The following is a 26,042-nucleotide window of genomic DNA, read 5'->3' on the forward strand; positions in this document are numbered from 1 at the left end:
CAGTAGAAAATCTACACCCATGACCTCCCCGTTGGGGCCTACGCCCTCTCTCAATGCGCTGCGAGCGTTCGAGGCCGCCAGCCGCCATCTCAACTTTCGGCTGGCCGGGCTGGAGCTCGGCGTGACCCAGGGCGCCGTGGCGCAGCAGATTCGTGCGCTGGAGGCGGAGCTGGGCCTCAAGCTGTTCGAGCGGCACCCGCGCACCCTCGTGTTGACCCACAACGGCCAGCGCTATGCCACCAGCGTGCGGCGCGCGTTCGAGATGCTCGCCGATGCCACACAGGGCCTGCGGCCCGAGCCCCTGCATGTGACGGTCAGCGTCACCCCGACCTTCGCCACCAAGTGGCTCATCCCACGGCTGGCGGACTACACGCGCCTTCACCCTGGGGTTGATCTGCGGATCCTGGCGACCGAGCACCTTTCGCACTTTCAGACCGAGGCCGTGGACCTGGCGGTGCGCTACGGCCGCCCCCCATTCGGCCCGGGGCTCACGGCCGATCTCCTGTTCGAAGAGTGCCTGGTGGCGGTGGGCAGCCCGCTGTTGCTGCGCCGCTCGGGGCCACCCGGCACCGCGGGTGACATCGGCCGCTACGTGCTGCTGCACGACTCCCAGTCTCCATGGGCCGACTACCTTGCGCAGCACACGCCGCCCGCTCCCGGGGCTTCAGATCCCACACCGCAGGCCATCTGGTTCAACCAGACGACACTCGCGATCGACGCGGCCCTGACCGGCCAGGGACTCGCGCTGGTGCAGAAAGATTTTGTGGCGCAGGACCTGTCCACCGGTCGGCTGGCCAAGGTGTTTGAGGAAGAAGCACACACGGGCGCCGGCTACTACCTGGTGGCTCCGCGCAAGCAACGCGCACCAGAGGTCGTCGCGGGCGTGAGAGCTTGGCTGCGAAGCCAGGCCGGCGCATAAACCGCAAAGACCGCACACAGCGCGGATGCTCTGGCCCCCTTCAACCCCGACCTGCGAGCCCGGCCAGGGGGGCCAGGTAACGAGCCGGAATCTCCAGCGCATGGAATCCGCCCGCCAGCAGCACCACCAAACAAACAGCCAGCATCCAGCCCGCCAGCATGGCCCCCACCAATGCTCGCGCCCGCAGAGGCTCTGGCAGGTTCCAGTACAAAGCGCAGCCCACGTGCGTGCCCAGCGCGAACACGGCGAAAAAGTAGTACGGGCCAAAGAACCACTGCCAGGGCGGTGTGTGCATGCCCGCCGCTGCAAACTGCAGGTTCGTGTCCACGCCCTGAAACCGGCCCGCCAAGACGGCCGTCACATGGATCAACAGGAACAGCGCCAGATAGCCCCCCGAGATGGCCTGCATCCACGCCACGCCCCCACGGCGCCGGCCCCGCCCGCGCCACAGCAAGGTGAGGCCGCTGCCCATCTGGAACAGCAGACAGCCAAGCAGCACGCCTTCGACCAACGGCTGGCGATAGACCAGGCGCAGGGCTTCCAGCACGGATTAGTGCGCTGCCGCTCCGGCCAGCCCCGCCAGGTGGCCCAGCAAGTGGGCCGCCAGGAACGATGCCAGCGCGACTGCACTGGCGCGGTGCACGGGCCGCAGTGCAAGGCGCTGGCGCCATGCCCAGGTGCCAGCCAGGCCGACGGCGGCGGCTCCCAGGGCGAGTTGGCTGGTTTCGTGCATGAAGGTTTTCTCCGGATGTTGCAAGGGACTGGCGGCAGAATAGGCAGCGGCGCCGTCTCCGCCTACTCGCATTGCGCTCAGGTTTTCCATGCCCCCTGCCTCCTCCGCCCCCCGCCGTTCGCCCCGCCAGGAACGCTCGCAGTTCACGGTCGATGCCATCTTCGGAGCCGTCGCACGCATCGTGGCCACCCAGGGCGAGGACGCGCTCACCACCAACCGCATCGCCGAGGTTGCGGGTGTTTCCGTGGGCTCGCTCTACCAGTACTTTCCCAGCAAGGAAGCCATCCTCCTGGCCATGCTCGACCAGCACTGCGACCGGGTGATGCTGGAGCTGGACGCCCTGCTCGCCCAGGCCCGCACCGAAGGCTGGACGCCCGAGCAGCAGGTGCGCGGGTATGTGCGCCACTACCTGCAGGCCTTTGGCGGCGGCCCCCAGGAAGGGCGCGCACTTGCCCGCCTGTCGTGGAAGCTCGACTACCGCGCGTCCGTGCTGATCTCGGTGCGCGGCGCCAGCGAGCGGCTGGCCCTGCACCTGCAGCGCATGGCGCAAGAGCAGCAGATGCCCGCACCCTCGGCAACCCAGCTGTTTGTGCTCACCCGCGCCTTCATGGGCGCGGTGCGGGCGGCATCGCTGGAACAGTCGCCCCTGCTGGACAGCCCCGAATTCGAGCAGGCGCTGGTGGAGCTGTGCATCGCAACCCTGGCACCCGGCGCGGCTCTGGGGGGCGACGCTACGATGGCACCATGACCACGCCCACCGCACCGCACTACCTCTTCCTCACCACCTCCACCCGCGAACCAGGCCACACCGGCAATACCGAATGGCTGGCGCGCCAGGCCGCCGCCGCACTCCCTGCCGGTACTGCGCAAACCTGGCACCACCTGGCCCGCATGAACCTGCCGCCCTTCGTGGACCAGCGCCACACCTCGGGTACCTATGCACCGCCCGAAGGCGACATGAAGACCTTGCTCGACGCCACGCTGGCAGCCACGCACATCGTCTTTGTGGCGCCGGTTTACTGGTACAGCATTCCCTCGCCGCTCAAGACCTACCTGGACCACTGGAGCGCGTGGATGCGCGTCCCCGGCCTGGCCTTCAAGGAGCCGATGGCCTCCAAGACGCTGGCGCTTGTCACCACCAGCGGCGACCGCACCAAGGCCCAGCCGATGATCGACTCGGTGGCGCTGTGCGCGCAGTTCCTGTCGATGACCTGGGGCGGTGCCCTGTGGGGCAAAGGCGGGCCGCCCGGAGCGGTGCAAGCCGATACCCCGGCGGTGGAGACGGCCAGCCGCTTTCTGCTGGCCCCGGCTGCAGCTTGATTCAGCGGTCCAGCGACCCGTGCTGGGCCAGGATGCCCAGCCATTCGTGCAGCGCCAGGCTGCTGTCGGCCAGCGCGGAGGCGCGCGGCAACACCCGGTACAGCTTGCGCGCCTGGCCGCCCTTGAAACCCATGGGCGCGGGCAGCACCTGCAGACCGGCGCGCTCGAAGGTCTTGGCCGCGCGCACCATGTGCCAGCCGTGGGTGACGAGCGCAATGCGCTCGATGCCAGCGGCCTTGAGCAACACGGCAGATCTTTCGGCATTGCTGCGGGTGTCAAGGGATTCCACCTCGGTCCACCGCACCCGGCCCCTGAACTCACGCTCCACCACATCTTTCATCACCAGCGCTTCGGCCCGCGTGCCGCCGGTGGAGCCCCCCGTGGCCAGGATGGGAAGCCCGGTCTGCTGCTGCAGGTACACGGCGTAGCGCACCCGCTCACGCGCGCCCCGGCTGAGCACGTCCACGCCGTATTCAGGCGCCACCGTGTCGGCGCCGCCGCCCAGCACGACGATGGCCTGCACCTTTGACGAAGGCAAGTCCTTGGGGACGACCGCCGGATAGCGCTCAAGGCTGCGCACCAGCGCGTCCGACACCGGCGGCCAGGACAGCACCAGCACCGACAGCAGTGACAGCACCACCACCGTGATGCCCGTGCGGCGGTGGTAGCGCGCGATCCACAGCCCCACCATCGCCAGCAGGATGCTGGACACCGGGGGCAGCAGCAGCGCAGACAGTATTTTTTTCAGGGCAAACCACATAAAACAAGAGGAGCAATCAGACCCGCGCGAACCCGCCCGGTGGCGCCAGGGCATGGCAGGGAAAAAGAATCGTTTGAAGGGCCGAAAAATCGGCCACGCCGGGTGGGGCAAACTCAGTGCAGCACCCGCCGCTGCGCCAGAAAGTCCAGCAGCGCGGCATCGAAACCCTCCGGGTCCTCCAGTTGCGGCCAGTGCCCGATGTGGGGCAACAACACCGTCTGCGCATCGGGCATCACCTGGGCCAGGGCCTCCATGGCAGCCGGCGGTGTGCAGCGGTCGAGCTCGCCCCCCACCAGCAGCGCGGGTATGGCCAGCTGCGCCAAGGCAGAGGCTCCGCGATCAAACGTGGACAAGGCCTCCAGCGCGCGCCGGTAGGCCCCTGGATACACCTGGCCCAGCGCGTGGCTGGCCAGCCGCACGCCTTCGGGCAACGCACCGGTGCCGATGAACTGGGGCACCAGCGTCTGCGCCAGCTGCTCCATGCTGCCACCGGCGTCCAGCGCCTTCAGGGCACCCAAGCGGGGCGCCACCCAGTCGTCCATGGCCTGCGCATCCAGCGCTGGCCCACCTGCGCAGAGCAGCAGGCGGCGCACCTGCGACGGGCTGCGCACGGCGGCCTCCAGCGCCACCATGGCGCCCATGCCATGCCCCACCAGGGTCACGGGGCCTCCCTGCAGGGCATCGATCAAGGCCAGGCAGCTCTGCGCCAGCGCCTTGAAGGTGTACGGCTCCACGGGCGCGCTGCGGCCATAGCCCGGCATGTTCCAGGCCACGGCGCGGTAACCGGCCGTGGCCAGCGTTTCCACCTGGGGGGCAAAGGTGAGGTGGTCGCCATCGGCGTCGTGCAGCAGGAGCACGGTGGGGCCGGAGCCCAGGGTGGTGAAGGTAGGTAGGACGGCCATGCGGTGGAAAAACCAGTAAACCCCGCAACAGCGCGGTGGTGGGTGGCGCCTGATAATAGTTGCTCCCCCATGCTGCCACCGCTGGCACCGCTTTTGTGAACCCTTCGCTCCCCCGCCCCACCCTCGCCCTGCCACCGAGCTTCTCCACGCGCGAGTTTCGCGATGCGCTGGGCATGTTTGCCACGGGCGTGACCATCGTCACGGCCCGCACGGCTGCGGGCGACCTGGTGGGGCTCACGGCCAGTTCCTTCAATTCGGTGTCGCTGGCACCCCCGCTGGTGCTGTGGAGCCTGTCGCACGGCGCCAGCACCTTGCCCACCTTTGCCGATGGCTCGCACTACGCCATCCACGTGCTGGCCGCAGACCAGAAGGCGCTGGCCGAGCGTTTTGCAACGCGCGGCATCGACCGCTGGGCAGGCCTGGAACACCGGCCCGGCATCAGCGGCGCCCCGCTGCTGGCCGGGGCAGCCGCCACGTTCGAGTGCTTCAACCGCAGCCAGTACAAGGAGGGCGACCACACCATCTTTGTGGGCGAGGTCGAGCGCTGCGAGCATCGCGAAGGCATCTCGCCCCTGCTGTACCACGGCGGCAAGTTCTACACCGAGCACCCGCTGTGACGACCCCCACCGTGGTCGTGCGCCACGTGAACATCGGCCTGGCCCGGCGCCTGAAGGTGGGCGAGCGCTCGGTGCTCACTGCCATCGGCAAGGCCCCCGTCACCGGCCCCGTGGCTGTGGGCCCGCTAGGGCTGGCAGGCGACGAGCAGGCCGACCCGAGCGTGCATGGCGGCCTGGGCAAGGCCGTATACGCCTACCCCGCCGCCCACTACGCGTTCTGGCAGGCCCAACGCCGCGAACGGGGCGTGAGCCTGTTCGATGAAACGCTGCCGCCGGGTTTCATGGGCGAGAACCTCACGATCGACGGGCCGCTGGAAGCGGATGTGTTTGTGGGCGATGAATGGCATTTCCCCCACTGCGTGCTGCGGGTGAGTGCACCGCGCGAGCCATGCTTCAAGTTCAACGCCGTCATGGGTTTTGCGCAGGCGGGCCGCACCATGGCCCTGGCCGGATGCTGCGGCTACTACCTTGCGGTGGACCAGCCCGGCACCATCGCCGCCGGAGAGACCGCCACGCTGGTGCCCGGGCAGCGCGGGCTGAGCATCGCCCAGGCGCTGGCGGGCAAGTGGGCAAAACACGCGCGCTAGCCAGGCCCCACTGGATTCATCAATTTTGATAGCTACTGGCGCTTACCAGATAAGCGCCAGAGCCCAATTTGGCTCGAAACCGAGCCTTCAACGCACCGTATCGGGCAGCTCGATCTTGACTTCCAGGACTTCCAGGTTGTCCTGGCGCTCCAGGTGCACCTTGAGGTCTTCGGGGTTGATCTTGACGTACTTGGAGATCACGGCCACCAGCTCGCGCTGCAGCGCAGGCAGGTAGTCGGGCTCGGCGGCGTTGCGGCCGTTGCGCTCGTGCGCCAGGATGATCTGCAGGCGCTCTTTGGCGACGCTGGCGGTTTTCTTCTTCTCGCCGAGCAGGAAGGACAGGAAAGAAGCCATGGCTTATTTGCTCCCGAACAGGCGTTTGAAGAAGCCTGGCTTTTCCGCATCGATGAAACGCAGCGGCTTGTCGGTGGCACCCAGGAAGCGGTCGATCACATCCTTGTAGGCCTCGGACACATCAGTGCCCTGGGCATGGATGGCGGGCGTGCCCTGGTTGGACGACTGCAGCACCACTTCCGACTCGGGGATCACGCCGATCAGCTTGATGCGCAGGATGTCCTGGATGTCTTCCAGGCTCAGCATCTGGCCGTCCTGCACGCGGCTGGGGTTGTAGCGCGTGATGAGCAGGTGCTCCTTGATGGGCTCACCGCCTTCAATCGCACGCTTGGTCTTGCTGCCCAGCATGCCCAGGATGCGGTCGGAGTCGCGCACCGACGAGACTTCGGGGTTGGTCACCAGCAGCGCCTCATCGGCAAAGTGCATGGCCATGAGCGCGCCGCTTTCGATGCCGGCAGGCGAATCGCAGACGATGTACTCAAAGCCCATCTCGGCCAGGTCCTTGAGCACCTTTTCCACGCCGTCTTGCGTGAGCGCATCCTTGTCGCGCGTCTGGCTGGCGGCCAGCACGAACAGGTTGTCGCACTGCTTGTCCTTGATGAGCGCCTGGTTCAGGTTGGCCTCGCCGTGGATCACGTTGATGAGGTCGTACACCACGCGGCGTTCGCAGCCCATGATGAGATCGAGGTTGCGCAGGCCGACGTCAAAGTCGATCACGGCAGTCTTGTGGCCGCGCAGGGCGAGGCCGGTGGCAAAGCTGGCACTGGTGGTGGTCTTGCCCACGCCACCCTTGCCGGAGGTCACGACGACGATTTTGGCCATGTGTTGCAGATTCTCTGTGGGGTTGGTACGAATGAAATGGGAACTCAGGCAAGCGGCTCGATGATGAGCTTCTCGCCGTCGAGCCGCACCTGGGCGGGCTTGCCACGCACATCGGCGGGCAACTCGGTCTCGGTGGTGCGGTAGATGCCCGCGATGGAGACCAGCTGCGGCTCCAGGCAGGTCGAAAAAATACGTGCTTCGGTGTTGCCCCGCGCGCCGGCAATCGCACGGCCGCGCAGCGGGGCATAGACGTGGATGTTGCCGTCGGCAATCACCTCGGCGCCAAAACTCACCACGGCCATCACCACCAGGTCGGCGCCGCGCGCATACACCTGCTGGCCGGAGCGCAGGGGCTTGTCCACCACCACGGTGCCGGGGCCTGGCATGGGCACTTCGCGAACGACCTCCACCTCGCGCACGACTTCGCGGATGACCTCGCGCACCTCGGGGGCGGGGGGCTCCGCACGGGCAGGCGGTGCATCGGGCGCTACCGCCAGCCCTGCGGCGCGCGCAGCGTCCATCTGGGCGGGGTTGCCGCCGCGCACGGCCACGGGCAGGGTGCTGCGGCTACGCAGCTCGGCCACGATGGCAGCAAAGTCGATGGGTGCCTCGGCCTCGCGCACGGCGGCCAGGTCGATCAGCACGGGGTCGTTGTCAAAAAAGCCCGGGGCGTCGGCCACGCGCTCGGCCAGGTCGGCGGCGAACTGCGCGGCGTCGGTGGTCTTGAGCACCACGGCCACCACGGGCAGCGAGGCGCTCTTGAGGTCAAAGCTGGTGCGGGACTGCGCCGCCGTCGTAAGGGCCATGAATGGGGTGTGGAAAGGAGCGCGGGAACCGTTTCAGAAGGCGCAAAGTGTACCGTGGGGCCACGTAAGCGCTTGTTCACGGCGTGTTTGCACTGTTCGCGCGCCCTCACCCACAAAAAAGCCGGGCGTACCCGGCATTCTTGCTATTGCCAGTGTTCCCCGGCTTAGTTGCGGTCAGCGCGCATGGGGCGGGTTGTCGCACCGCCGGAGCCCGACATGGTCCTGTCTGTGGTTACGGGGGCTGCAGCGGCAGGTGCTGGAGCGGCTTGCGTGGTCGCCGTCGCGGCGCCCCCACCGCCAACGCCCGTGGTGCCCATCGGCGTGCCTTGCGAGCTTTGCTGGCCGGCGCCCGTGGCAGCGTTGGGGCTTGCGGTGGTGGGTGGCGTGCCCTGCGCCATAGCGGTGCCAACAACGGCGACGGTAGCCAGGCCCGCGAGCAATGTCTTGAGCGTGTTCGATGCAGTCATGTGGAGACTCCTTGGTGTGTGGTGAATTTGGAAATCGCCAGCAACATCGCCAGCTGTACCCAGGCTAGTTGTTTGCGGCTGGCGCCACGTCAGCTGGAGACCGGAGCGCGTGTCGGACAGGGACGGGCCTGCACGGTGTGGGTCTTGCCATCGCACTCCGAAAACACCCTGTTCTACAAGCCCGCACACACCGTGGGTCAATGGGCATCACTGCGCAGGCAGGTCATAGGCGCCAAAAAGTGCGGCGGCCGGTTGTGTCTCGGGCAGCACGTACACCACAGCGCCCGTGCCACGCACCAGGGGGCTCAGCACTTTTTCGTAGAAAGAGACGGGAAGGTTGATGCAACCGAAGGAGATACGGTTGTCTGCGGCGGTGCTGGAGGCCAGCCGCTCCAACCGACGCTCGGCTTTGACGTTAGCCCGCACTCGGTGCATGGAGACCGCCGCGTCGTAGTCCACCCAAACCACGTCTTCGCCATTGGCGTTCAAACCGGTTTCGGCAACGAACCGGCCTGCGGGGGTGGTGCGTTCTTCGGGCAGTACCTGGCCGACGGGCTTGTCCCCCACGCCGGGAACGGTGTGGTCGCCGATGGCCGACCCCATCAGCGCGGGGGCCGCGCCCTGGAGGGCACCGTCGCGGTCAAACACATAGACCTTTGCGTGCATTTTGTCGACCACCACGACCGCGCGGTTCTGGTTGTCACCCGAGTGCAAGGCCCACGCCGCGATCTGGCGGGCTTCGGCCGAGGCGGGCTCCTTACCGAACTGCGCCCTGCGCGGTACCTGGGTTGGCTGCGGCGCTGGCGACGCGACCTTCGCGGGTGATGTGTCTACAGGGTTCGCCAAGTCGGCGCCCAAGAACAGCGCTCCTGTGGTCTGCGATGGCTGCTGCATCGCTGGCCACAGCCCCATAAACCCCAGCAGCAGGACGACCAAAACCAGCAGTGCAGCGCCGAACAGCAGCCGGTCCTTGCGCCGTCCATGCCTTTGCCCTTCGCTCCTTGGCGTGGCGCGGTCCGGGTCTGTGTGGGATACGTTCATGTTGGATCTTGGAAGGGCAAAGGCAAGGGCTTTCGCCGCAAGGTGGTGCAGAGTTGGTGCGTACCCGAAAGCCACACACTAACCAGATCACCCGCCTGGCAGCGTCCGCCAAACGCGCAACCGCTGTAGGACCAACTACCCACGCTTAGCGTTGCCCGTCGTCGCCGCGGCGCTGCGCAGGGCCAGAAGGTCACGGCACACAGGCGATCTGAAGCGCAAGGCTTGCCTTTCAGAATCGACCGATGTCCCTGTCTGCCCGCAAAACCCATATCGACGCCCTCGCCATCTCGCTGCTGCTCGCGTGCTGCATGTTCTGGGGCTTCCAGCAGGTGCTGGTCAAGGCCACAGTGGCCGAGGTGGCGCCCGTGTTGCAGGCCTTTGTGCGCTTTGCGCTGGCCACCGTTGCCGTGGCGGTCTGATGCCTGTGGCGCGGAGTGCGGCTGTCGGCGGCGGCCACACCATCAGCAACCCCAGCGCGGCAGTGCTCTAAAGGGCGTTGCATGGCGCCCGGACGCCGCCAGCCGCCCCACCCTGGCTGTTGTAGGACAACGATGACACATCAGATCCGCAACTGGATGGTGTAATCGCAGCGCTGTAAGAGCCTGTCGACGATCTCCAGCCCAGCCCGTCACATCGCGCGCGCCCTCGTTTGAAATGGAGAGCCGAATGTTTGATACGTCCCCAGCCTCCAGGAACTTTCCTGGACTATTCCACGCCATGAATCCTCTGCAAACCGCTTGGTTACTGGGCTGCGCCACGATGGCCCTGGTTGGCTGCGGCGGAGGCTCCGACGACACCACACCGCCCCCTCCTCCCTCCGCCCCCATGGCAGCGCCCGCGAACTTCGCGATCACGGTGGAATATGGCAGCCCCCAGTTCCGCTGGAGCCCCACGCCGGGGGCGACCCGCTACGAACTGCATGAAGACCCGGACGGACAAGGCCCCCTGCCCGAAGCGAAGGTGGACGATTACAACGAGACGTCCCGGGCCGGCTTCCGTTACCAGCAAGACACATCACAAAATTTCGTCGGTGCTCTGGCAAACACCCCCACCCCCGTATCGGCGCGCCTCAACGCCATCTACCGCCTGCGCGCGTGCAATGCAGGCGGATGCGGTGGGTTCACGGATGCCACGCCCTTTGACATCGCCAAGGGCATCAGCTACGAATTCCCCTCGGGGCGCGCACCGCTCCTCACCTCGGTCAGCGCCTACGGACGCTACGCGATGGTGTCCAGGGATGGGCTCACCCTGGCGCTGCGCGGCGCGAGTTTGGGCGCGACCACCACCACGCTTGTCTTCGCACGCAGCAGCACCAGCCAACCCTGGCAGCAGCAGGCGTCGTTGCAGTCCGGCAACTATTTCGTCGATCAGATGCTGCTGTCGGCTGACGGCGGCACTCTGGCGGTTCGGTCCATGAAGCAGGTCTGGGGCGAGCTGGGCTCCCGCGTCGTCGCCGATGCGGTCTACGTCTACCAGCGCAGCGCGGGTGCCTGGAGCCAGCAAGCCCGCCTGGACGCGGCCAGTGCGCCGGCGGGCTGCCCGCAACCCTGCCAGGCCGAAATCGCCGATCACATGGCGCTGTCGACCGATGGCAACCTGCTGGCCGTCTCGGCGGTCATCCCCGCCGCAGGCAGCGGCGGTGGTGCCTCTGCGTCCAGCGCCGTGTTCACCTACGCCCGCACCGGGACCACCTGGGCGCCACAGGCCGCCCTGAATGCGGAAGGCACCTTTATTGCGTCGCTGGCCCTGTCGGGAGACGGCAGCACCCTGGCCGTGACCGACCGCGATTTGCTGCGGACTTCCGCCACGCCCCTGGTGCTGGTGTTTTCGCAAAATGGCGGTGGCGCCTGGACCCAGCAGGGGCGCATTCCAGCCACCCTGTCCATCTACTCGCCGCCCATCTCGGGAGGACCCGAGTACGGGGCCATGGCGCTGTCCAGCGACGGCAGCACCCTCGCCGTCAACACCGCCAACGTGGCGGGGCAGGGGGTGTGCGGCGCCGCAGGGCCGGGCAGCACCGAAACCCAGCGCATTGCGCTGCTGTCGCGCGCAGGCGGCACATGGCAACTCCAAGGGCAGGCGGTCATGCCCCGCGCACTGCCCTGGACGCCCTGGGCCCTGGCCAGCGACGGCAATGCGCTTTTCTTAGGGGGCGCGATGTTCACGCGCAGCGGCGGCGCCTGGCCCTGCCCCTGACCGCGACCCCAACGACCCACCGCGCCATGGCCCTCTCTCGCAAGCCCCACCTCGACTCCCTCGCCATCTCCCTGCTGCTCGCGTGCTGCATGTTCTGGGGCTTCCAGCAGGTGCTGGTGAAAGCCACGGTGGCTGAGGTGGCGCCCGTGTTCCAGGCCTTTGTGCGCTTTGCGCTGGCCATGGTGGCGGTGGCGGCCTGGTGCCTGTGGCGCGGCGTGCGGCTGTCGGCAGCGGCCGAGCCCGCCGGGGCGGCCCGCGCCGGGCTGCTGGCGGGAGCGCTGTTTGCAGGCGAGTTCGCGTGTATCTACCTGGGCCTGCAGTACACCACCGCCTCGCGGCTCACGGTGTTTTTGTATGCCTCGCCGTTCTGGGTGGCGCTGCTGCTACCGCGCTTCATCCCCGGCGAGCGGCTGCAGGGCTGGCAGTGGCTGGGCCTGGCTGCCGCGTTTGTGGGCGTGGGGCTGGCGCTGGGGGACGGGTTGCTGGGCCCTGCCAATGCCGCCCTGCCCCAGGCATGGCTGGGCGATCTGCTCGGGCTGGCGGCCGGGCTGATGTGGGCGCTGACCACAGTGGTCATCCGCACCACGCCCCTAGCGCGCGTGGCCCCGGCCAAGCAACTGTTCTACCAGGTGAGCGTGAGCACGGCGGTGCTGCCAGTGCTGTCGCTGGGCCTGGGCGAGGCCTGGGTCTGGCAGTTCAGCGCGTTTGCCTGGGGCTCGCTGCTGGTGCAGGCGCTGGTGGGGGCGTTTGTGAGCTACCTGGCCTGGATGTGGATGCTGGCGCACTACCCGGCCACGAAGATTTCGGTGTTTGTGTTCCTCACGCCGGTGTTTGCGCTGCTGTTTGGCGCCTGGTGGCTGGGCGAGCCCATCACCCCCGGGCTGGTAGCGGCACTGGTGCTGGTGGCGGCAGGCATCGTGCTGGTGAACCGGCGGCCTGTGGGGGCGTAGTACCCCTGGCAAAAGAGTTTGCATAAAATACGGCCTAGCGCTTTACCATAAAGCGTTTATAGCTATATTGTTAATAGCAAATCTTTGCATTTAGGTGTCGTCAGCCCACCAGACTCAGGGCATACCGCGTATCCAGCAACACCTGAATGCGCGCACCCAGCGCGGCGCCTTCATCGTCCTCCAGCCGCGTGAACTGCTGGGTCCAAGCCTCAGACTGCGCAAAATTCGGGAACCGGGGTGGTTCGCCCCACAGCCAGTCCGGGTGCGTGGCCCGGGGGCTTCGTCCAAACACATGCAGGTGCATCTTGCGGTGCAGCGCGGGGGTTTTCGGCCCCTGGGGATGGGCCAGTGGGTTCAGCGCGTTGTTGCCCGCCTCCCAGTAGTTCAGGCAGCCACCGGCAAGCCGCGGCAAGGTGTCGAGCATGGCCCTGCCCGTTGCGGCCACCAGGCACGACCAATGCGCCAGCTCTTCGGGCGTCAGCTCGCTGCGTTCCCAGACGGGGCGCGGCGGGTGGACCAGCACATGCCCGCCATCGCTGCGGTGGTTCATGGGCCGCGCGGGCAGGTCGACCGTGCCACCGGCACAGCGGATCAGGGTGGTGTGAATGTTCAAGGGCAATTCTCCAAAGCAGAGGTTTGTGAAAAGGGGGCGGTGGCCGCTGCGTGCCTTATCCATCGCCGCGAGGCGCCCAGCAGGCGATGGCCGTGGCCGACAGCAGCAAGGCTGCGACGCCATACACCCAGGCGGACGGCGCAATGGGCAGGAGCACCCCCGCCAGCACCGGGCCCGCACCGGCGCCCAGGTCCCGCCAGACCGACCGCGTCGCCAGCGCCTGGATGCGCCCCGGCCCCGGTGTGCGGCGCGCGACCAGCGGCGGCAACAGCGGTAGCAGCAGGGCTCGCAAAATCACGATGGCCAGTGCGCTGGTCCACAGCCACCCCAGGCCAAAACCCACCAGGGCCAGCGACGTGAGCACCGCAAAACCCACGAGCAGCACTTCGGCGCCATAGCGCTCGGCCAGGTCGCCACCAACCACACTCAGCGCGATCTCGGCCAGATAGCGGACCGACAGCAGCATCCCCGCCACAACCACCGGATGGCCTGGCAGCACATCGCGGCCCAGGTAGGACAGGCCGATGATGAACAGGCCGTCCAGCACCAGCCCCTCGACGAAGGAAAAGCGGTCCAGGCGGCCCGGCAACCTGCCCCAGCGCTTGGGCGGTGGCGGCAGGGCATGCGGCTGGGCGGGCAAGTGCCGCGTGGCCAGCAAGGCGCACAACGCAACTGCCGCAAACGCAAAGAAGATGGCCCGGGGCTCCCACCAGAGCGCGCAGACACCGCCAGCGGGCAGGGCCAGCATGGGCCCCAGCGCTGCAAAGGCGCGCGACTGCCCGGCGCGGCGCGCTGCGCCCAGAGGCTCGGCCGTGGCCAGCGCCTGCGTGGCGAGGTTCAGCGCCGCAAACGCCAGGCCCCACAGCAGCCGCAGGCCCAACAAGGCGATGAAGCCGCTGAGGGTGGCGTACCCCAGCGCACACGCGGCGGCGGCCAGCACGGCCAGCGAGCAGGTGAGGCGCTCGCCATGGCGGGCATAGAACCGCGCCACCGCCCCGTAGCCCGCAATGCGCACGAGGCGATTTGCGGCCAGCAGAATGCCCGCTTCAAACAGGGTGACGCCAAACGCCGGGGCAAACATCGGCAGCAGCAAGTAGAGCACCGTGTCCCCGGGGAGTGACAGGCCCAGCGCCAAGGCGGCGCGGCGCGAGTGGAGGTCTGAGGCCAAGGTGTTGTCTGAAGGCTGTGGCATGGCCCGCATGGTGCGCGGCGGTGCCCGGCGCGACAAACGATATTGCTGCGCGCCATGCGTGACAAAATTGCACGCATGTCACCCCGCCTGCCCCCGCTGAATGCCGTCCGCGCCTTTGCAGCGGCGGCGCGCCACCAGAGCTTTACCCGCGCCGCGCTGGAGCTGCACGTCACCCACAGCGCCATCAGCCGCCAGATCAAGGCGCTGGAGGAGCACCTGGGTGTGGAGCTGTTCGAGCGCAAGACGCGGCAGGTGCTGCTCACGGCGGCAGGGCATCAGTTTCACGCGCAGGTCGGGCCTGCACTCGCGCAGATCGGCGCCGCCGCCCAGTCGCTGCGGGGCGATGCCGGGCTGCGCAGCGTCAAGATCAACGTGCGGCCCAGCTTTGCGGTGCGCTGGCTGATCCCCAGGCTGCCGGGTTTTGTGGCCCAGCACCCGGACATCGAGCCCCAGGTCATCACCAGCACGCTGGCACCCGACCACGCGGCCGAGGCCTTCGACCTGGCCCTGCGGCGCGGCCCGCGCGGGTGGCCGCCGGGCATGCAGGTCCACCCGTTTCTGGAAGACGAGGCGCTGGTGGTGGGGTCGCCGACGCTGTTCGCCCAGCGCCCGGTCACGCGGCCCGAGGCGTTGTCGTCCCACGTGCTGCTGCTGTCCAAGTCGCGCAGCAAGGACTGGGAAAGCTGGAAGAAGCAGGTGAACCTGCCAACACTCCAGCCCGCCAGCTGCCTGCAGTTTGACCATCTGCACTTTGTGCTGCAGGCCGCCGTGGATGGGCTGGGCTTTGCGATGGCCCCGGTGTCGCTGATTGCCCACGACCTGGCCTCGGGGCGGCTGGTGTCGCCCTTGCCGACCTTGCGGCTGCCGCTGACGCGGCACTACTTCGGCACGGCCCCAGACCCGTCGCCGGAGACGCTGTGTCTGGTGCAATGGCTTCGGCAAGAGATGGACGCGCTGCCAGGTGCGCTGCCGCCGTCAGGGCCGGGGCGCACAGCGCAACATTCAAGTCAAAACAAGCCCTAGCGCTTTACCATCAAGCGCTAAAAGCTATATTATTTGTAGCAAGAAACGTTATTCGCCGTCGCTCATCCACCGTGCCGTGCCCGACACGCGGATGGAGCTGCCCGCCACCGGCCCGATCTCGGCGCGCAGGCGCGAGCGCATGCCCATGTCCTCGCCCTGTACCACATCGATGGCGCCGCCATGCGGCCAGCCCAGGTCGCGCAGGTAGCCCGCCAGTGCGGCCGTGGCGGCGCCCGTGGCCGGGTCTTCCAGCACGCCGCCCGAGGCAAAGGCATTGCGGGTGTGCAGCAGCCGGTCCGACTCCACCCACACCAGCACGATGGTCACCAGCTTGGCGTTCACCATCAGCGTGCGGCCGGCGTCCAGCGCGTAGTGCATGGCCGCCAGCGCCGCACGGCTGCGCAGGGCCAGCACCAGGTGGTCCGCACCGCCGTGGATGAGCGCGGGCGGGATGCGCGGGTCCAGATCGGCCGCGCTGAGGCCAAAAAGGGCCAGCGCATCGGCCAGCAGCCCAGCAGGCACAGGCCCGCTGCGCGTGGGGGGCGACTGCAGCGCCGCCTGCACCAGATCGCCCTGGCGGCGGCCTTCGACCGTGATCTCGGCCTGGCTCAGCGACAGCGCAAACACGCCGTCGCCCTCGCGCTGCGCCAGCGCGGCGCCCAAGGCAATGGTGGCGTGGCCACAAAAGGGCACCTCGCTCTCGGGCGAAAAGTAGCGCACCTTCCAGTTGCCATCGCCCAGTGGGGCGGCAAACGCGGTTTCAGAAAAGCCGACCCCGGCAGCGATGCGCTGCATCTCGGCGGGGGCGGGCAACTCGTCACCGATCCACACACCGGCGGGGTTGCCGCCCACAGGGCCATCGGAGAAAGCTGCGATTTTTTGAAGTGCCATGGTGTTCAACATCCAGAACGACAGGACAGGACAGGAGATGGCAGGGCAGCCAGTGGCTCAGAGCTTGGGAATGCGAATCCGGCTGATCATCAACGAGCCCGACACCGCAAACAGCAGCACCAGCGGGTGCAGCGTAAAGCCGCCAATGAGTACCTTGCCAAACCACAGGCTCTCGCGCACAGCGCCCAGCCAGGCGGCCAGGGCCATCAACGCCACCAGCATGATCGAGGTGGGAATCGGCGTGCCTTCAAAGTATTTGACCTTGCCGTCGTCGCCCGACAGGGTTTCGGCCGTCACGTTGTAGCGCGCCAGGCGCGACACGCCACAGGCCACGAAGTAGGCCAGCACGATGCGGTCATACAGGCCCTGCATGCCGCAGCCGTAGGCAATGATGGCGGGCGCTACGCCGAAGGAGATCACGTCGGCCAACGAATCCAGCTCGCGGCCCATGGCTGAACTCTTCTGTCGCCAGCGCGCGATGCGGCCGTCCAGCACATCAAAGATCAGCGCGGCCAGCACCAGGGCGCACGCAAAGTACACATGCAGCACGTCGTTCGTTTCCAGGTACGACATGACCGAGAACAGCGCGCCCACGCCGCAGACCGCATTGCCCAGCGTGAACCAGTCGGCGAGGTGGAACTCACGGATCATCGAAAAACGTTTGGGCGGCTGCGGAGTGTTCATGGAGGGAAGGCGCGCGGCGGGGCGCGCAGTGGCAATCAACAAGGTCCATTATGGGTGTGCCGCAGCACCACCCGGCGCTGAGAGCTTGCGGACGGTCTCGCAGGGGGTCCTGAACCCTCTCTGACATCTGCGTGACTGCTTTTGCGCCGGCACACAGACAGACTGTGGCCACGCGGCGGGCGCAGGCGGGTAGGACGATGCCGCATCCGCCCCCCGCCGGTGACCGACCCGCAGCCCATAAGACCCGAGACCCGCCATGCGCCTCCCACAGATGCCCCCGCTCCACACGCCTTTCTCCCCCGGTGCCCCGGTGCGCAGCCTGCAGGATGTAGAACGGCATGAAGCCCGCCCCCTGGCCGAAGCGCTGCCAGTGCAAAGCACCTACGAAATCTTTGTGAATTCGGCGGCGGCGTTTGGCGACAAGACGGCGCTGACTTTTTTGCCCACGGCCGACCCGGCCGCCGAGCCCATCCGCTGGTCGTATGCGCAGCTGCTTGCCGGCATCCACCAGACGGCCAACCTGCTGCACCACCTGGGGGTGGGCCCCGAGGATGCCGTGGCCGTGCTGCTGCCTGGCTGCCTGGAATACCACCTGGCCCTGTGGGGCGGCGAGGCGGCGGGCATCGTGCAGCCGCTCAACCCCATGCTCACCGACGAGAAGATCGCGGCCATGATGACCTTGGCACGTGCCAAGGTGCTGATTGCCTACGGCGCCGAAGGCGATGTGGGCTACTGGAGCAAGGCCCAGCGCCTGATGGGCATGGTGCCCACGCTGACCACCGTGCTGCGCGTGGCCCCCCACACGGAAGCCCCCGGCGCGGCGGGCCCGCTGCCTGCTGGTGTGGTGGACCTGGCCGAACGCCACCAGCACCCCGGCGACCACCTGGTGAGCGGGCGCCGTATCGCAGCCAGCGACATCGCCGCCTACTTTCACACCGGTGGCACCACCGGCGCGCCCAAGCTGGCGCGCCACAGCCACGGCGCGCAGGTTTTCACCGCCTGGGGCAGCGTGCAGATGCAGGGCATACGGCCCGAGGACGTGGGCATCAACGGCTACCCACTGTTCCATGTGGCGGGGGTGTTGCCGGGCTCGCTCGCGGCGCTGTCTGCGGGGGTGGAGACCATCATCCCCACCACCGGCCTGTTCCGCAACCGCGAGGTGATCGCCAACTACTGGCGGCTGGTGGAGCGCTACCGCTGCACCTACCTGTCCGCCGTGCCCACGGTGCTGGCGGCACTGGCCAATGTGCCGCTGGGCGGCGCCGATATCTCCACGCTGCGCTACTGCCGCACGGGTGCTGCCATCCTGGCGCCCGAGCTGGCGGCGCGGTTTGAGCGCCTGTTTGGCCTGCACATCCACGAAAGTCTGGGCATGACGGAGATGGCGGGCATCTCCACCATCACCCCGCCGGGCGTGCGCGCGCCCGCAGGCTGCGTGGGCTGGCGGTTGCCCTACACGCAGCTGCGCGTGGTGGCGCTGGATGCGCAGGGCAATGCGTCGGACCAGAACCTGCCACCCGGCCAGCCGGGCATGGTGCTTTTCCAGTCGCCCAACCTGTTCTCGGGTTTTCTCGACGCGGCCGACACGGCCAAGGCGTTTACCCACGATGGCTGGCTGGCCACCGGCGACCTCGGCTTTGTGGACGACCAGGGTCGCCTGCACCTGAGCGGTCGTTCCAAGGACCTCATCATCCGCAGCGGCCACAACATCGACCCCAAGGTGATCGAAGACGCGCTGGGCGCCCACCCCGCCGTGCAGCTGTGCGCCGCCGTGGGTGCGCCCGACGCCTATGCGGGCGAGCTGCCCGTGGTCTACGCCACGTTGGTGCCCGGTGCACAGGCCGTGACCGAGGCCGAACTGCTGGCCTTCACCGCCGAACGCGTGGACGAGGCCGTAGCCCGCCCGCGCTGGGTGCAGGTGATCGAGACCATGCCCGTGACGAATGTGGGCAAGATCTACAAGCCCGAGCTGCGTCAGCGCGCCGCCTGCCACACGGTGCAGGCGCTGGTGGATGGTGTGTGCGCCGCCGAAGCGCCAGGCCAGCCCCGCCCTCAGGTGCAGCCCGAAGGCGACAACGCGGTGCGTGTGGCTGTGGCCCCCTGCGCACAGGCAGACGCACTGGCCGCCCGCCTGCGCGAGGTGCTCGCGCCCCTGCCAATCACCGTGCGCATCACCACCGCCCCCGCCGCAGGGAGCCCCCAGACCCCATAAGCCCATGGCGTGACAGCCAGGCCCCGGCCCGCCACCATGCACGCGGAGCCCGCTGAGTGAATTTTTATAACCATGACAGGAGACAAACCCATGCCCTTCCACCCCCTGATGTCCCGCCGCACCTGGCTCGGTGCCGCTGCGCTGGCCGCCGCCTGCACTGGCACGACCGCCTTCGCGCAGGCCTACCCCAACAAGCCCATCAAGATCGTGGTGCCCTTTGCCGCAGGCGGCGCCACCGACGTGCTGGCGCGTGTGCTGGCCGAAAAGATGGCCGTGGGCCTGGGCCAGCCCATGGTCATCGACAACAAACCCGGTGCGGCCGGCATCATCGGGACCGACGCGGTGGCCAAGGCGGCGCCCGATGGCTACACGCTGCTGCTGGGCCTGAGCAACTCCATGCTCACCAACCAGTTCCTCTATACCAAGCTGCCCTACAGCCCCGAAAAGGACATCGCGCCCATTTACCAGATCGCCATCGCGCCGCTGGTGCTGGTGGCGCACCCGAGCGTGACCGCATCCACGGGGCCCGAACTGCTCAAATACGTGGTGGCCAACAAGGGCAAGGTGGCCTATGGCTCGTACGGCACGGGCGCGTATCCGCACCTGGCCGGGGCCTACATGAGCCTCACGCAAAACGCCGACATGAGCCACGTGGCCTACCGGGGCGAGGCGCCCATGGTGCAGGACCTGCTCGGCGGCCAGATCCAGATCGCGTTTGCGAGCGCGCTGCAGGTCAAGCCCCACATCGAGGCGGGCAAGCTCAAAGCCATTGGCGTGAGCGGCGAGCGCCGCATGGGCACCCTGCCCAATGTGCCCAGCCTGGCCGAACAGGGCCTGAACGACGAGGCCTACCGCGTGGCGGGCTGGCTGGCGTTTGGTGCCCCCGCAGGCACGCCGCCCGCCATCTTGGAGCGCATTGCCGACGAGGTGCGCAAGGCCACGCAGCTGCCCGACGTGGCGCAGCGCATTGCGGCCATGGGCTTTGATGTGCAGAACAGCTCGCCCGCGCTGTTTTCCGCCGCGATTGCGAAGGAACGGCCGGTGTGGGAGCGCTTGATCAAGGCGTCCGGCGCGAAACTTGACTAACCCCCTGAGGCGCTGCGCGCCTTCCCCCTGAAGGGGGACGCCGCCAGCGCGGCGGGGCGGCCCTTGCGCGGCGGCACTGGCATGGCGTCACGCGCTGAGGCGAGCAGTCAGGAGAAACAGGGCGGCTGGAACCAAGGACGGCCAGGCACCCCACGGATAGGACAATTTCAAATAAAAACAGGCTCCTGCGCTTTTCCCCAAAGCGCAGGTAGCTATGTTTTTTGCATCGACTTCGCCCGCTGCGCCGCAAACGCCACATACCAGTCCAGGCACCCAGGATTCGCCATCGCATCCTTGTTCACCACCTTTTCGATCGGCTGGCCCAGCAGCAGCTTCTTGATGGGCAGCTCCTGCTTCTTGCCGCTCAGCGTGCGCGGCACCTCGGCCACGGCAAAGATGTCGTCGGGCACAAAACGCGGGCTTAAAGCGGTGCGCACGGCACCGTTGATGCGCGCGCGCAGGGCATCGTCCAGCGCGTAGCCCGGGCGCAGCACCACAAACAGCGGCATGTAGCTCTCGCGGCCTAGGTATTCCAGATCCACCACCAGGCTGTCGAGCACTTCGGGCAGCGATTCCACCGCGCTGTAGATCTCGCTCGTGCCCATGCGCAGGCCGTGGCGGTTGATGGTGGCGTCGCTGCGGCCGTAGATCACGCAGCCGCCGTTGGCGCCGATCTTGAGCCAGTCGCCATGTCGCCACACCGCGCCCATGCTCGCGAGGCCGTCGCCACCGCCGGGCCGGCGGCCGTGGCCTGCGGGGTACATGTCGAAGTAGCTCGACAGGTAACGCGAACCATCCTTGTCGCCCCACAGGTAGAGGGGCATCGACGGAATCGGCTGCGCGCAGACCAGCTCGCCCACCGCGTCCTGCACGGGACGGCCCTCGGCGTCCCACGACTCCACAGCCGCGCCCAGCATGCGGCACTGCATCTCGCCAGCGACTTGTGGCATCTCGCGGTTGCCGCCGATGAAGGCGCCACAGAAGTCGGTGCCGCCGGAGATGTTGTTCCACCAGATGTCGTGCGTGCCCAGCGCCTCGAACTGCGCCGTGCCCCACTCCTGCACCTCAGGCGACAGCGGCGAACCCGTGGTGCCCAGCGCGCGGATGCGCGTCAAGTCGCCATAGTCCGCCAGCGTGATGCCCGCCTTCATGCAGTTGGCAAAAAACGCCGCACCCGCGCCGAAAAAGGTCACGCCCGTTTCAGCCGCAAAGCGCCACAGCACGCCCCAATCGGGGTGGTCCTTGCTGCCGCCGGGGTTGCCGTCGTAGATCACGCAGGTGGTGCCCGAGAGCAGGCCGCTGAGCTGCGCGTTCCACATCACCCAGCCGGTGGAGCTGTACCAGTGGTAGCGCTCGCCCAAACTGTTGGGTTCGTAGCTGCAGCCGATGTCGTTGTGCAACACCTTGAGCTGCAGCGCCACCAGCACCGTGCCGCCATGGCCGTGCACGATGGGCTTCGGGAGCCCCGTGGTGCCGCTGGAATAGACGATCCATAGCGGGTGGTCAAACGGCAGCCACATCGGTTCAAACGCTGCGGTTTCCGCATCATTTTGTGCCGTAGCGCTTGTCCAGCTTGCGCAACCAGCTATCGAAACATAAGCATCCAGATTGCCCAGCAGCACCGCATGCTGCACGCTGGGCAGGTCGGCGCGCAGCTCAGCCAGCACGCCAGTGCGGTCGTGGTCGCGCCCGCCGTAGGTCACGCCGTCCACGGCGATCAGCACCTTGGGCTCGATCTGGCGGAAGCGGTCGAGCACTGCGTGCGTGCCCATGTCGGGCGCGCAGATGCTCCACACCCCGCCGATGCTGACCGTGGCCAGGAAGGCGACCATGGCCTCGGGCACGTTGGGCAGGTAGGCGGCCACGCGGTCGCCGGGCTGGATGCCCTGGGCCTTGAGGTGCAGCGCCAGCGACGCGACCTGGCGGCGCAGCTCGGGCCAGCTCAGCTCGCGGTGCTGGCCTTTTTCGTTGCGGCTGATGATGGCAGGCAGACCCGCTGCGTGCGCCGCATCGACATGGCGCAGCGCCTGGCGCGCGTAGTTGACCTGAGCGCCAGGAAACCACTGAGCGCCGGGCATGGTGTTTTTGCCCAGCACGGCGGTGTGGGGGGTGGGCGATTCGATCCGGAAATAGTCCCACACGCTTTGCCAGAACGCATCCAGCTCGGTGGTGGACCAGCGCCACAGCGCGTCGTAGCTGTCGAACTGCAGGCCGCGCTGGTCGCGCAGCCAGTTCTGGAACAGGCGGATCTGGGGAACGTAAGGCGGGGATTTGGTATTTGTCTCCATGGCGACGCAGCGTAGCAGCGCATCCGGGCGCGGACCAGCCATATCCGTCCCCGGCTTGACACTTGCAGTCAACGGCGCAAAGGCGTTCGATCCCAGCCCATGGCAAGCAAGCTGCGCGCTATTAATTACTTTAATGACAATATTGGACTAACCAAATTGTTCATTTTCCCGTTCTTGCCTGTGAGCGCTGGGCATAAAACCCGGCACACCGCCCATTTTTCGCAGGGCGCCCTGCCTGGCACAACGATTGCCTGGAATCGCCGATGGAACGACCAAAAGGCACGGCACTCCGCCCACCCCAATCCCCCAAAGTAATGGACCAAGAACTGAACAACGGCACGAATTTCACGGCCCGGCGCCGGGTACTCAAGGGAATGGCCGCCATGCCGCTGGCCGGCACGCTGGTGGCCTGTGGTGGCAACCCGGCCGACGCCACCAACACACCGCCCACCACCTCCGCGCCCATTGGCGGGGACACCCCGCCTCCCGCGCCAACGCCAGGTACCACGCCCCCCACAGCACCACCGGCGCCGGCAGTGCCCCCCACCGTGCCGCCTTCCCCCGCGACGCCTCCCTCCACACCGCCTGGCACCCCGCCTCCGCCTTCGGCCCCCCCACCCCCTGCAGCGCCACCGCCTCCCCCCGCAGCGCCACCACCACCACCACCACCACCACCACCACCACCACCACCACCACCACCCCCCCCTCCTCCTCCTCCTCCTCCACCACCGGCCCCCAGCGCCTTTGTGCACCCTGGCGGGCTGCACACGGACGCTGACTTTGCGCGCATGCGTACCAAGATTGCCGAGAACGCATCGCCTTGGGTGATTGGCTGGAACGCGCTTCAGTTTTCGGGACATTCCTCACTGAACAGCGATATGTGGCCCCACGCGCTCACCGTGGTGATCCGTGGCGGCGATGGGCAGAACTTCGGCACCATGATCAAGGACATGCAGCGGGCCTACCAGCTGGCGCTGCGCTGGAAGGTGTCCCAGGACAACGCCTATGCCGACCGTGCCGTGGCGTTCCTGGATGCGTGGTCGAGCACCATGACCACGCTCACCGGCAATGCGGACCGCTACCTTGCTGCTGGCATCTACGGCTACCAGTGGGCCAATACGGTGGAACTCCTGCGCAGCTACCCCGGCTGGTCGCCCGAGGGCGTGGCCCGGTTCCAGAAACTGCTGCTGGAAGTGTTTTACCCGCTGAGCCACCGCTTTCTAGAGGAACACAACGGCGCCAACATCACCAACTACTGGGCCAACTGGGACCTGTGCAACATCAACGCCATCATGGCCATCGGCATCTGCTGTGACCGGCGCGACCTGTACAACGAGGCGATCAGTTATTACAAGAACGGCCGGGGCAACGGCGCAGCCGCGCACAACGTCTACGCCATCCACCCCGGGCACCTGGGGCAATGGCAGGAGAGCGGGCGCGACCAGGGGCATGCCACGCTGGGCATGTCGCTGTGCGGCGCGCTGTGCGAAATGGCCTGGTCGCAGGGCGACGATCTGTACGGCTACTGGAACAACCGGCTTCTCTCAGCCGCCGAATACGTGGCGGCCAGCAACCTGGCCGATGCGGGTGGCGCGTATCCGGCGCTGCCGTTCTCACGCTATGCCAACCGCCAGGGCATCTTCACCGGCGTCTCTCCTGCGGGGCGGCCACACCTGCGCCAGTGCTGGGAGCTGCTGTACAACCACTACGTCAACCGCAAGGGGCTCTCTGCGCCCTACACAACGGCCATGGCGGCCAAACTGCGGCCCGAGCAGCGCGGCACCGGGGACGACCCCGGCATGGGCACCTTGACCTTCTCGCGCGAGCCGATTGCAGCCGGGGCCGCGCCCAGCGGCCTCACGGCCTACCTCGTCAACGGCCAGGTGCTGCTGTCGTGGTGGGGCAGCGCCTACGCCACGGCCTATGAGGTGCAGCGCGCACCCGCAGCGTCGGGCCCGTTCACCACACTCACCACCGTGGGCGAGGAACGCACCCATACCGACACACCCGGCACGGGCACCTGGCACTACCGCATCGTGGCAGTCACCCCAACGGGCCGGCTCACGGGCGCCGAGGTCCGCAGTGTTGCCACCACGCCGCAGCTGATGCTGCATCTGCCCTTGAACGAGGGCAGCGGAACGTCGGCCACCGACCAGAGCGGCAACGCGCTGCATGGCCGACTGGTGGGCGGCACGTCCTGGGGCGCTGGCCGCACGGCGGGCAGCAGCGCCGTAGCACTCGACGGCGCCAGCGGCCACGTGGCCCTGCCCACGGGCATCATGAAAGACTTGGCCGACTTCACGATCGCAGTCTGGGTCTACCGGCAAAGCGCCAGCGCCGGGAACGCCCGCGTGTTTGACATCGGCTCCAGCGACATCGCCTATCTGGCCCTGCTCGGCAACACCAGCACGCTGCGCTTTGCCTCCACCGGCACCACCTATTTCGGCGAGGAAAACGTCACGTCCTCGGTGGCGCTGGGCACAGGCCGGTGGGTGCACCTGGCGGTGACCCGCCGGGGCAACACCGTGACCCTGTTTGTGGACGGGCAGGCCACCGGCACCTTGGCCGACGCGCCCTTTGCGCCCCACCAGCTGGGCGCCACCACGCAGAACTGGCTGGGCCGCGCGCAGTACGGGGCCGACCCGTACTTTGCGGGCCGCATGCAGGATTTCCGCCTCTACAGTGGGGCGCTGACTTCCGTGCAGATCACGGCCCTGGCCCAGTGACGCGCTGCACAGCCCCGGCGGCACACCGGGGCTGTGCTCGATATCGGCTTTCAAAACACTGCTGGCAACACGGGTAGATTTATTTCGCACAGTTGTGCTAAATTTCGCCCCATGGATGCCAAGACCCAGAAATCAGAACTCACCCGCGCGGCCATTGTGGGCGCAGCGCTGGATCTGGCTGCGGCCGAAGGGCTGGAGTCGATCACGCTGCAGGCCGTGGCCGACCGCGTGGGTCTGTCCAAGAGCGGCGTGTTCTCGCGCGCCGGCTCGCGCGAGGCGCTGCAGAAGGCGGTGATCGAGGAGTTTGGCCGCCGGTTCCTGGCCGATGTGTTTGTGCCCGCCATGCAGCACCCCAAGGGCCTGCCGCGCCTCAACGAGATCGTGCGCCGCTGGATTGCCCGCACGCGCGATGTGGAGGCTTTCACCGGCTGCATCTACACCGCAGGGGCCTTCGAGCTGGACGACCGCGAAGGCGAGCTGCGCGACCTGCTGCATTCAGAGATCACACGCTGGCGCGCGGCACTGCGCCGCACGGTGATCCAGTCCATCGAGGCCGGGCACCTGCCCGCCGACACCCCGCCCGACCAGCTGGTGGGCGAGATCTATTCCATGATCATGGGCTTGTTGCACGACGTCCGCTTCCTGCGCGATCCGCAGGCAGTGTCACGCACCGAGGCGTCCTGGGCGCGCCTCGTCAAGAGCTACCTCCCTTCCCCCGCCTGAGACGCGGTGGTGTGCCAGGGAGACCTCTTGTTTTTTTATGCCCAAATTTCGCACAACCGTGCGAAGAAAGGAAACACCATGTTGATCATCCTGGGCATTGCCGCCATTGCGGCCGCAGTGGGCGCCATCC

26 protein-coding genes and 1 pseudogene are annotated in these 26,042 nt (G+C 67.5%); 13 read left to right on the forward strand and 14 right to left on the reverse strand.

What is annotated here, in order from left to right; all coding sequences use genetic code 11:
* Positions 1-19 precede the first annotated feature (19 nt).
* Complete coding sequence (locus LPA35_RS10675) at positions 20-919, forward strand: LysR substrate-binding domain-containing protein (protein ID WP_228896959.1); 900 nt, start codon at positions 20-22, stop codon at positions 917-919.
* 40 nt (positions 920-959) lie between these two features.
* Here LPA35_RS10675 and LPA35_RS10680 read toward each other — a convergent pair whose 3' ends face one another.
* Complete coding sequence (locus LPA35_RS10680; RefSeq protein WP_228896960.1) at positions 960-1,466, reverse strand: hypothetical protein; 507 nt, start codon at positions 1,464-1,466, stop codon at positions 960-962.
* A 3-nt stretch (positions 1,467-1,469) separates the two neighbouring features.
* Positions 1,470-1,652 (reverse strand): hypothetical protein, encoded by a 183-nt coding sequence (locus LPA35_RS10685; protein ID WP_228896961.1) that lies wholly within the window; start codon positions 1,650-1,652, stop codon positions 1,470-1,472.
* Between the two features lie 88 nt (positions 1,653-1,740).
* On the opposite strand from LPA35_RS10685, the gene LPA35_RS10690 reads away from it, so the two are divergent.
* Positions 1,741-2,400, forward strand: coding sequence for a TetR/AcrR family transcriptional regulator (locus LPA35_RS10690; protein ID WP_228896962.1), 660 nt, complete (start codon positions 1,741-1,743; stop codon positions 2,398-2,400).
* A complete protein-coding gene (locus LPA35_RS10695; RefSeq protein ID WP_228896963.1) occupies positions 2,397-2,972 on the forward strand; it encodes a flavodoxin family protein in 576 nt (191 codons plus the stop codon). Before LPA35_RS10690 ends, LPA35_RS10695 begins: the two co-directional genes overlap by 4 nt.
* 1 nt (position 2,973) lies before the next feature.
* Here LPA35_RS10695 and LPA35_RS10700 read toward each other — a convergent pair whose 3' ends face one another.
* Both LPA35_RS10700 and LPA35_RS10705 read right to left on the reverse strand, forming a co-directional pair.
* Complete coding sequence (locus LPA35_RS10700) at positions 2,974-3,786, reverse strand: YdcF family protein (RefSeq protein ID WP_228896964.1); 813 nt, start codon at positions 3,784-3,786, stop codon at positions 2,974-2,976.
* Positions 3,787-3,845: 59 nt separating this feature from the next.
* A complete protein-coding gene (locus LPA35_RS10705; RefSeq protein ID WP_228896965.1) occupies positions 3,846-4,634 on the reverse strand; it encodes an alpha/beta fold hydrolase in 789 nt (262 codons plus the stop codon).
* Positions 4,635-4,729: 95 nt separating this feature from the next.
* Here LPA35_RS10705 and LPA35_RS10710 point away from each other — a divergent pair, with 95 nt between their 5' ends.
* Positions 4,730-5,251 (forward strand): flavin reductase family protein, encoded by a 522-nt coding sequence (locus LPA35_RS10710; RefSeq protein WP_055397294.1) that lies wholly within the window; start codon positions 4,730-4,732, stop codon positions 5,249-5,251.
* Positions 5,248-5,838: an MOSC domain-containing protein gene (locus LPA35_RS10715; protein ID WP_055397263.1), complete on the forward strand. Its 591-nt coding sequence runs from the start codon at positions 5,248-5,250 to the stop codon at positions 5,836-5,838. Before LPA35_RS10710 ends, LPA35_RS10715 begins: the two co-directional genes overlap by 4 nt.
* A gap of 87 nt (positions 5,839-5,925) precedes the next feature.
* Here LPA35_RS10715 and minE read toward each other — a convergent pair whose 3' ends face one another.
* The 5 genes from minE to LPA35_RS10740 all read right to left on the reverse strand — a co-directional run bounded on the left by minE (position 5,926) and on the right by LPA35_RS10740 (position 9,328).
* Positions 5,926-6,192, reverse strand: coding sequence for a cell division topological specificity factor MinE (gene minE / locus LPA35_RS10720; protein WP_010465263.1), 267 nt, complete (start codon positions 6,190-6,192; stop codon positions 5,926-5,928).
* A gap of 3 nt (positions 6,193-6,195) precedes the next feature.
* The gene (gene minD / locus LPA35_RS10725) at positions 6,196-7,014 is read right to left on the reverse strand and encodes a septum site-determining protein MinD (RefSeq protein WP_055397265.1); all 819 of its coding nucleotides are present in this window, start codon (positions 7,012-7,014) and stop codon (positions 6,196-6,198) included.
* A 44-nt stretch (positions 7,015-7,058) separates the two neighbouring features.
* Positions 7,059-7,820, reverse strand: coding sequence for a septum site-determining protein MinC (gene minC / locus LPA35_RS10730; RefSeq protein WP_121421839.1), 762 nt, complete (start codon positions 7,818-7,820; stop codon positions 7,059-7,061).
* 164 nt (positions 7,821-7,984) lie between these two features.
* Positions 7,985-8,287 (reverse strand): hypothetical protein, encoded by a 303-nt coding sequence (locus LPA35_RS10735; RefSeq protein WP_055397269.1) that lies wholly within the window; start codon positions 8,285-8,287, stop codon positions 7,985-7,987.
* Positions 8,288-8,494: 207 nt separating this feature from the next.
* Complete coding sequence (locus LPA35_RS10740; RefSeq protein WP_228896966.1) at positions 8,495-9,328, reverse strand: hypothetical protein; 834 nt, start codon at positions 9,326-9,328, stop codon at positions 8,495-8,497.
* Between the two features lie 242 nt (positions 9,329-9,570).
* On the opposite strand from LPA35_RS10740, the pseudogene LPA35_RS10745 reads away from it, so the two are divergent.
* From LPA35_RS10745 to LPA35_RS10755, 3 genes and pseudogenes are all read left to right on the forward strand, one after another.
* Positions 9,571-9,744: pseudogene (locus LPA35_RS10745) on the forward strand (EamA/RhaT family transporter); the annotation flags it as partial.
* 301 nt (positions 9,745-10,045) lie between these two features.
* Positions 10,046-11,524, forward strand: a complete 1,479-nt coding sequence (locus tag LPA35_RS10750) for a hypothetical protein (RefSeq protein WP_228896967.1) — start codon at positions 10,046-10,048, stop codon at positions 11,522-11,524.
* Between the two features lie 26 nt (positions 11,525-11,550).
* Positions 11,551-12,474, forward strand: coding sequence for a DMT family transporter (locus LPA35_RS10755; protein ID WP_228896968.1), 924 nt, complete (start codon positions 11,551-11,553; stop codon positions 12,472-12,474).
* Positions 12,475-12,574: 100 nt separating this feature from the next.
* On the opposite strand, the gene LPA35_RS10760 is transcribed toward LPA35_RS10755, so the two are convergent.
* Together LPA35_RS10760 and LPA35_RS10765 are read right to left on the reverse strand one after the other, a co-directional pair.
* Entirely contained in the window at positions 12,575-13,087 is a 513-nt protein-coding gene (locus LPA35_RS10760; RefSeq protein WP_228896969.1) for a hypothetical protein, read from the reverse strand.
* 55 nt (positions 13,088-13,142) lie between these two features.
* Positions 13,143-14,288 (reverse strand): MFS transporter, encoded by a 1,146-nt coding sequence (locus LPA35_RS10765; RefSeq protein WP_370641408.1) that lies wholly within the window; start codon positions 14,286-14,288, stop codon positions 13,143-13,145.
* A gap of 66 nt (positions 14,289-14,354) precedes the next feature.
* Between LPA35_RS10765 and LPA35_RS10770 the strand changes: the two genes are divergently transcribed.
* The gene (locus LPA35_RS10770; RefSeq protein WP_228897291.1) at positions 14,355-15,302 is read left to right on the forward strand and encodes a LysR substrate-binding domain-containing protein; all 948 of its coding nucleotides are present in this window, start codon (positions 14,355-14,357) and stop codon (positions 15,300-15,302) included.
* Between the two features lie 48 nt (positions 15,303-15,350).
* On the opposite strand, the gene LPA35_RS10775 is transcribed toward LPA35_RS10770, so the two are convergent.
* A complete protein-coding gene (locus LPA35_RS10775) occupies positions 15,351-16,193 on the reverse strand; it encodes a PhzF family phenazine biosynthesis protein (protein ID WP_228896971.1) in 843 nt (280 codons plus the stop codon).
* Between the two features lie 57 nt (positions 16,194-16,250).
* A complete protein-coding gene (gene pssA / locus LPA35_RS10780; protein WP_218301346.1) occupies positions 16,251-16,877 on the reverse strand; it encodes a CDP-diacylglycerol--serine O-phosphatidyltransferase in 627 nt (208 codons plus the stop codon).
* Between the two features lie 256 nt (positions 16,878-17,133).
* Between pssA and LPA35_RS10785 the strand changes: the two genes are divergently transcribed.
* Both LPA35_RS10785 and LPA35_RS10790 read left to right on the forward strand, forming a co-directional pair.
* Positions 17,134-19,089, forward strand: coding sequence for an acyl-CoA synthetase (locus LPA35_RS10785; RefSeq protein WP_228896972.1), 1,956 nt, complete (start codon positions 17,134-17,136; stop codon positions 19,087-19,089).
* A gap of 90 nt (positions 19,090-19,179) precedes the next feature.
* Entirely contained in the window at positions 19,180-20,175 is a 996-nt protein-coding gene (locus LPA35_RS10790) for a tripartite tricarboxylate transporter substrate binding protein (protein WP_108498225.1), read from the forward strand.
* A gap of 212 nt (positions 20,176-20,387) precedes the next feature.
* Here LPA35_RS10790 and LPA35_RS10795 read toward each other — a convergent pair whose 3' ends face one another.
* Positions 20,388-22,463, reverse strand: a complete 2,076-nt coding sequence (locus tag LPA35_RS10795; protein WP_228896973.1) for an acetoacetate--CoA ligase — start codon at positions 22,461-22,463, stop codon at positions 20,388-20,390.
* A gap of 314 nt (positions 22,464-22,777) precedes the next feature.
* Between LPA35_RS10795 and LPA35_RS10800 the strand changes: the two genes are divergently transcribed.
* Both LPA35_RS10800 and LPA35_RS10805 read left to right on the forward strand, forming a co-directional pair.
* Positions 22,778-25,189, forward strand: coding sequence for a LamG-like jellyroll fold domain-containing protein (locus LPA35_RS10800; RefSeq protein WP_228896974.1), 2,412 nt, complete (start codon positions 22,778-22,780; stop codon positions 25,187-25,189).
* A 111-nt stretch (positions 25,190-25,300) separates the two neighbouring features.
* Entirely contained in the window at positions 25,301-25,912 is a 612-nt protein-coding gene (locus tag LPA35_RS10805) for a TetR/AcrR family transcriptional regulator (protein ID WP_228896975.1), read from the forward strand.
* Positions 25,913-26,042 lie beyond the last annotated feature (130 nt).

It is taken from the genome of Acidovorax sp. Leaf73, assembly GCF_916855635.1.
In the GTDB taxonomy this organism is placed as follows: Bacteria; Pseudomonadota; Gammaproteobacteria; order Burkholderiales; family Burkholderiaceae_C; genus Acidovorax; species Acidovorax facilis.

Coding starts and splice junctions, on each gene's coding strand:
- LPA35_RS10805 (WP_228896975.1), top strand. CDS start 25,301: ATGGATGCCAAGACCCAGAAATCAGAACTCACCCGCGCGGCCATTGTG.
- minD (WP_055397265.1), bottom strand. CDS start 7,014: ATGGCCAAAATCGTCGTCGTGACCTCCGGCAAGGGTGGCGTGGGCAAG.
- minC (WP_121421839.1), bottom strand. CDS start 7,820: ATGGCCCTTACGACGGCGGCGCAGTCCCGCACCAGCTTTGACCTCAAG.
- LPA35_RS10765 (WP_370641408.1), bottom strand. CDS start 14,288: ATGCGGGCCATGCCACAGCCTTCAGACAACACCTTGGCCTCAGACCTC.
- pssA (WP_218301346.1), bottom strand. CDS start 16,877: ATGAACACTCCGCAGCCGCCCAAACGTTTTTCGATGATCCGTGAGTTC.
- LPA35_RS10675 (WP_228896959.1), top strand. CDS start 20: ATGACCTCCCCGTTGGGGCCTACGCCCTCTCTCAATGCGCTGCGAGCG.
- minE (WP_010465263.1), bottom strand. CDS start 6,192: ATGGCTTCTTTCCTGTCCTTCCTGCTCGGCGAGAAGAAGAAAACCGCC.
- LPA35_RS10695 (WP_228896963.1), top strand. CDS start 2,397: ATGACCACGCCCACCGCACCGCACTACCTCTTCCTCACCACCTCCACC.
- LPA35_RS10785 (WP_228896972.1), top strand. CDS start 17,134: ATGCGCCTCCCACAGATGCCCCCGCTCCACACGCCTTTCTCCCCCGGT.
- LPA35_RS10740 (WP_228896966.1), bottom strand. CDS start 9,328: ATGAACGTATCCCACACAGACCCGGACCGCGCCACGCCAAGGAGCGAA.
- LPA35_RS10705 (WP_228896965.1), bottom strand. CDS start 4,634: ATGGCCGTCCTACCTACCTTCACCACCCTGGGCTCCGGCCCCACCGTG.
- LPA35_RS10800 (WP_228896974.1), top strand. CDS start 22,778: ATGGACCAAGAACTGAACAACGGCACGAATTTCACGGCCCGGCGCCGG.
- LPA35_RS10735 (WP_055397269.1), bottom strand. CDS start 8,287: ATGACTGCATCGAACACGCTCAAGACATTGCTCGCGGGCCTGGCTACC.
- LPA35_RS10690 (WP_228896962.1), top strand. CDS start 1,741: ATGCCCCCTGCCTCCTCCGCCCCCCGCCGTTCGCCCCGCCAGGAACGC.
- LPA35_RS10775 (WP_228896971.1), bottom strand. CDS start 16,193: ATGGCACTTCAAAAAATCGCAGCTTTCTCCGATGGCCCTGTGGGCGGC.
- LPA35_RS10750 (WP_228896967.1), top strand. CDS start 10,046: ATGAATCCTCTGCAAACCGCTTGGTTACTGGGCTGCGCCACGATGGCC.
- LPA35_RS10770 (WP_228897291.1), top strand. CDS start 14,355: ATGTCACCCCGCCTGCCCCCGCTGAATGCCGTCCGCGCCTTTGCAGCG.
- LPA35_RS10795 (WP_228896973.1), bottom strand. CDS start 22,463: ATGGAGACAAATACCAAATCCCCGCCTTACGTTCCCCAGATCCGCCTG.
- LPA35_RS10700 (WP_228896964.1), bottom strand. CDS start 3,786: ATGCCCTGGCGCCACCGGGCGGGTTCGCGCGGGTCTGATTGCTCCTCT.
- LPA35_RS10790 (WP_108498225.1), top strand. CDS start 19,180: ATGCCCTTCCACCCCCTGATGTCCCGCCGCACCTGGCTCGGTGCCGCT.
- LPA35_RS10755 (WP_228896968.1), top strand. CDS start 11,551: ATGGCCCTCTCTCGCAAGCCCCACCTCGACTCCCTCGCCATCTCCCTG.
- LPA35_RS10685 (WP_228896961.1), bottom strand. CDS start 1,652: ATGCACGAAACCAGCCAACTCGCCCTGGGAGCCGCCGCCGTCGGCCTG.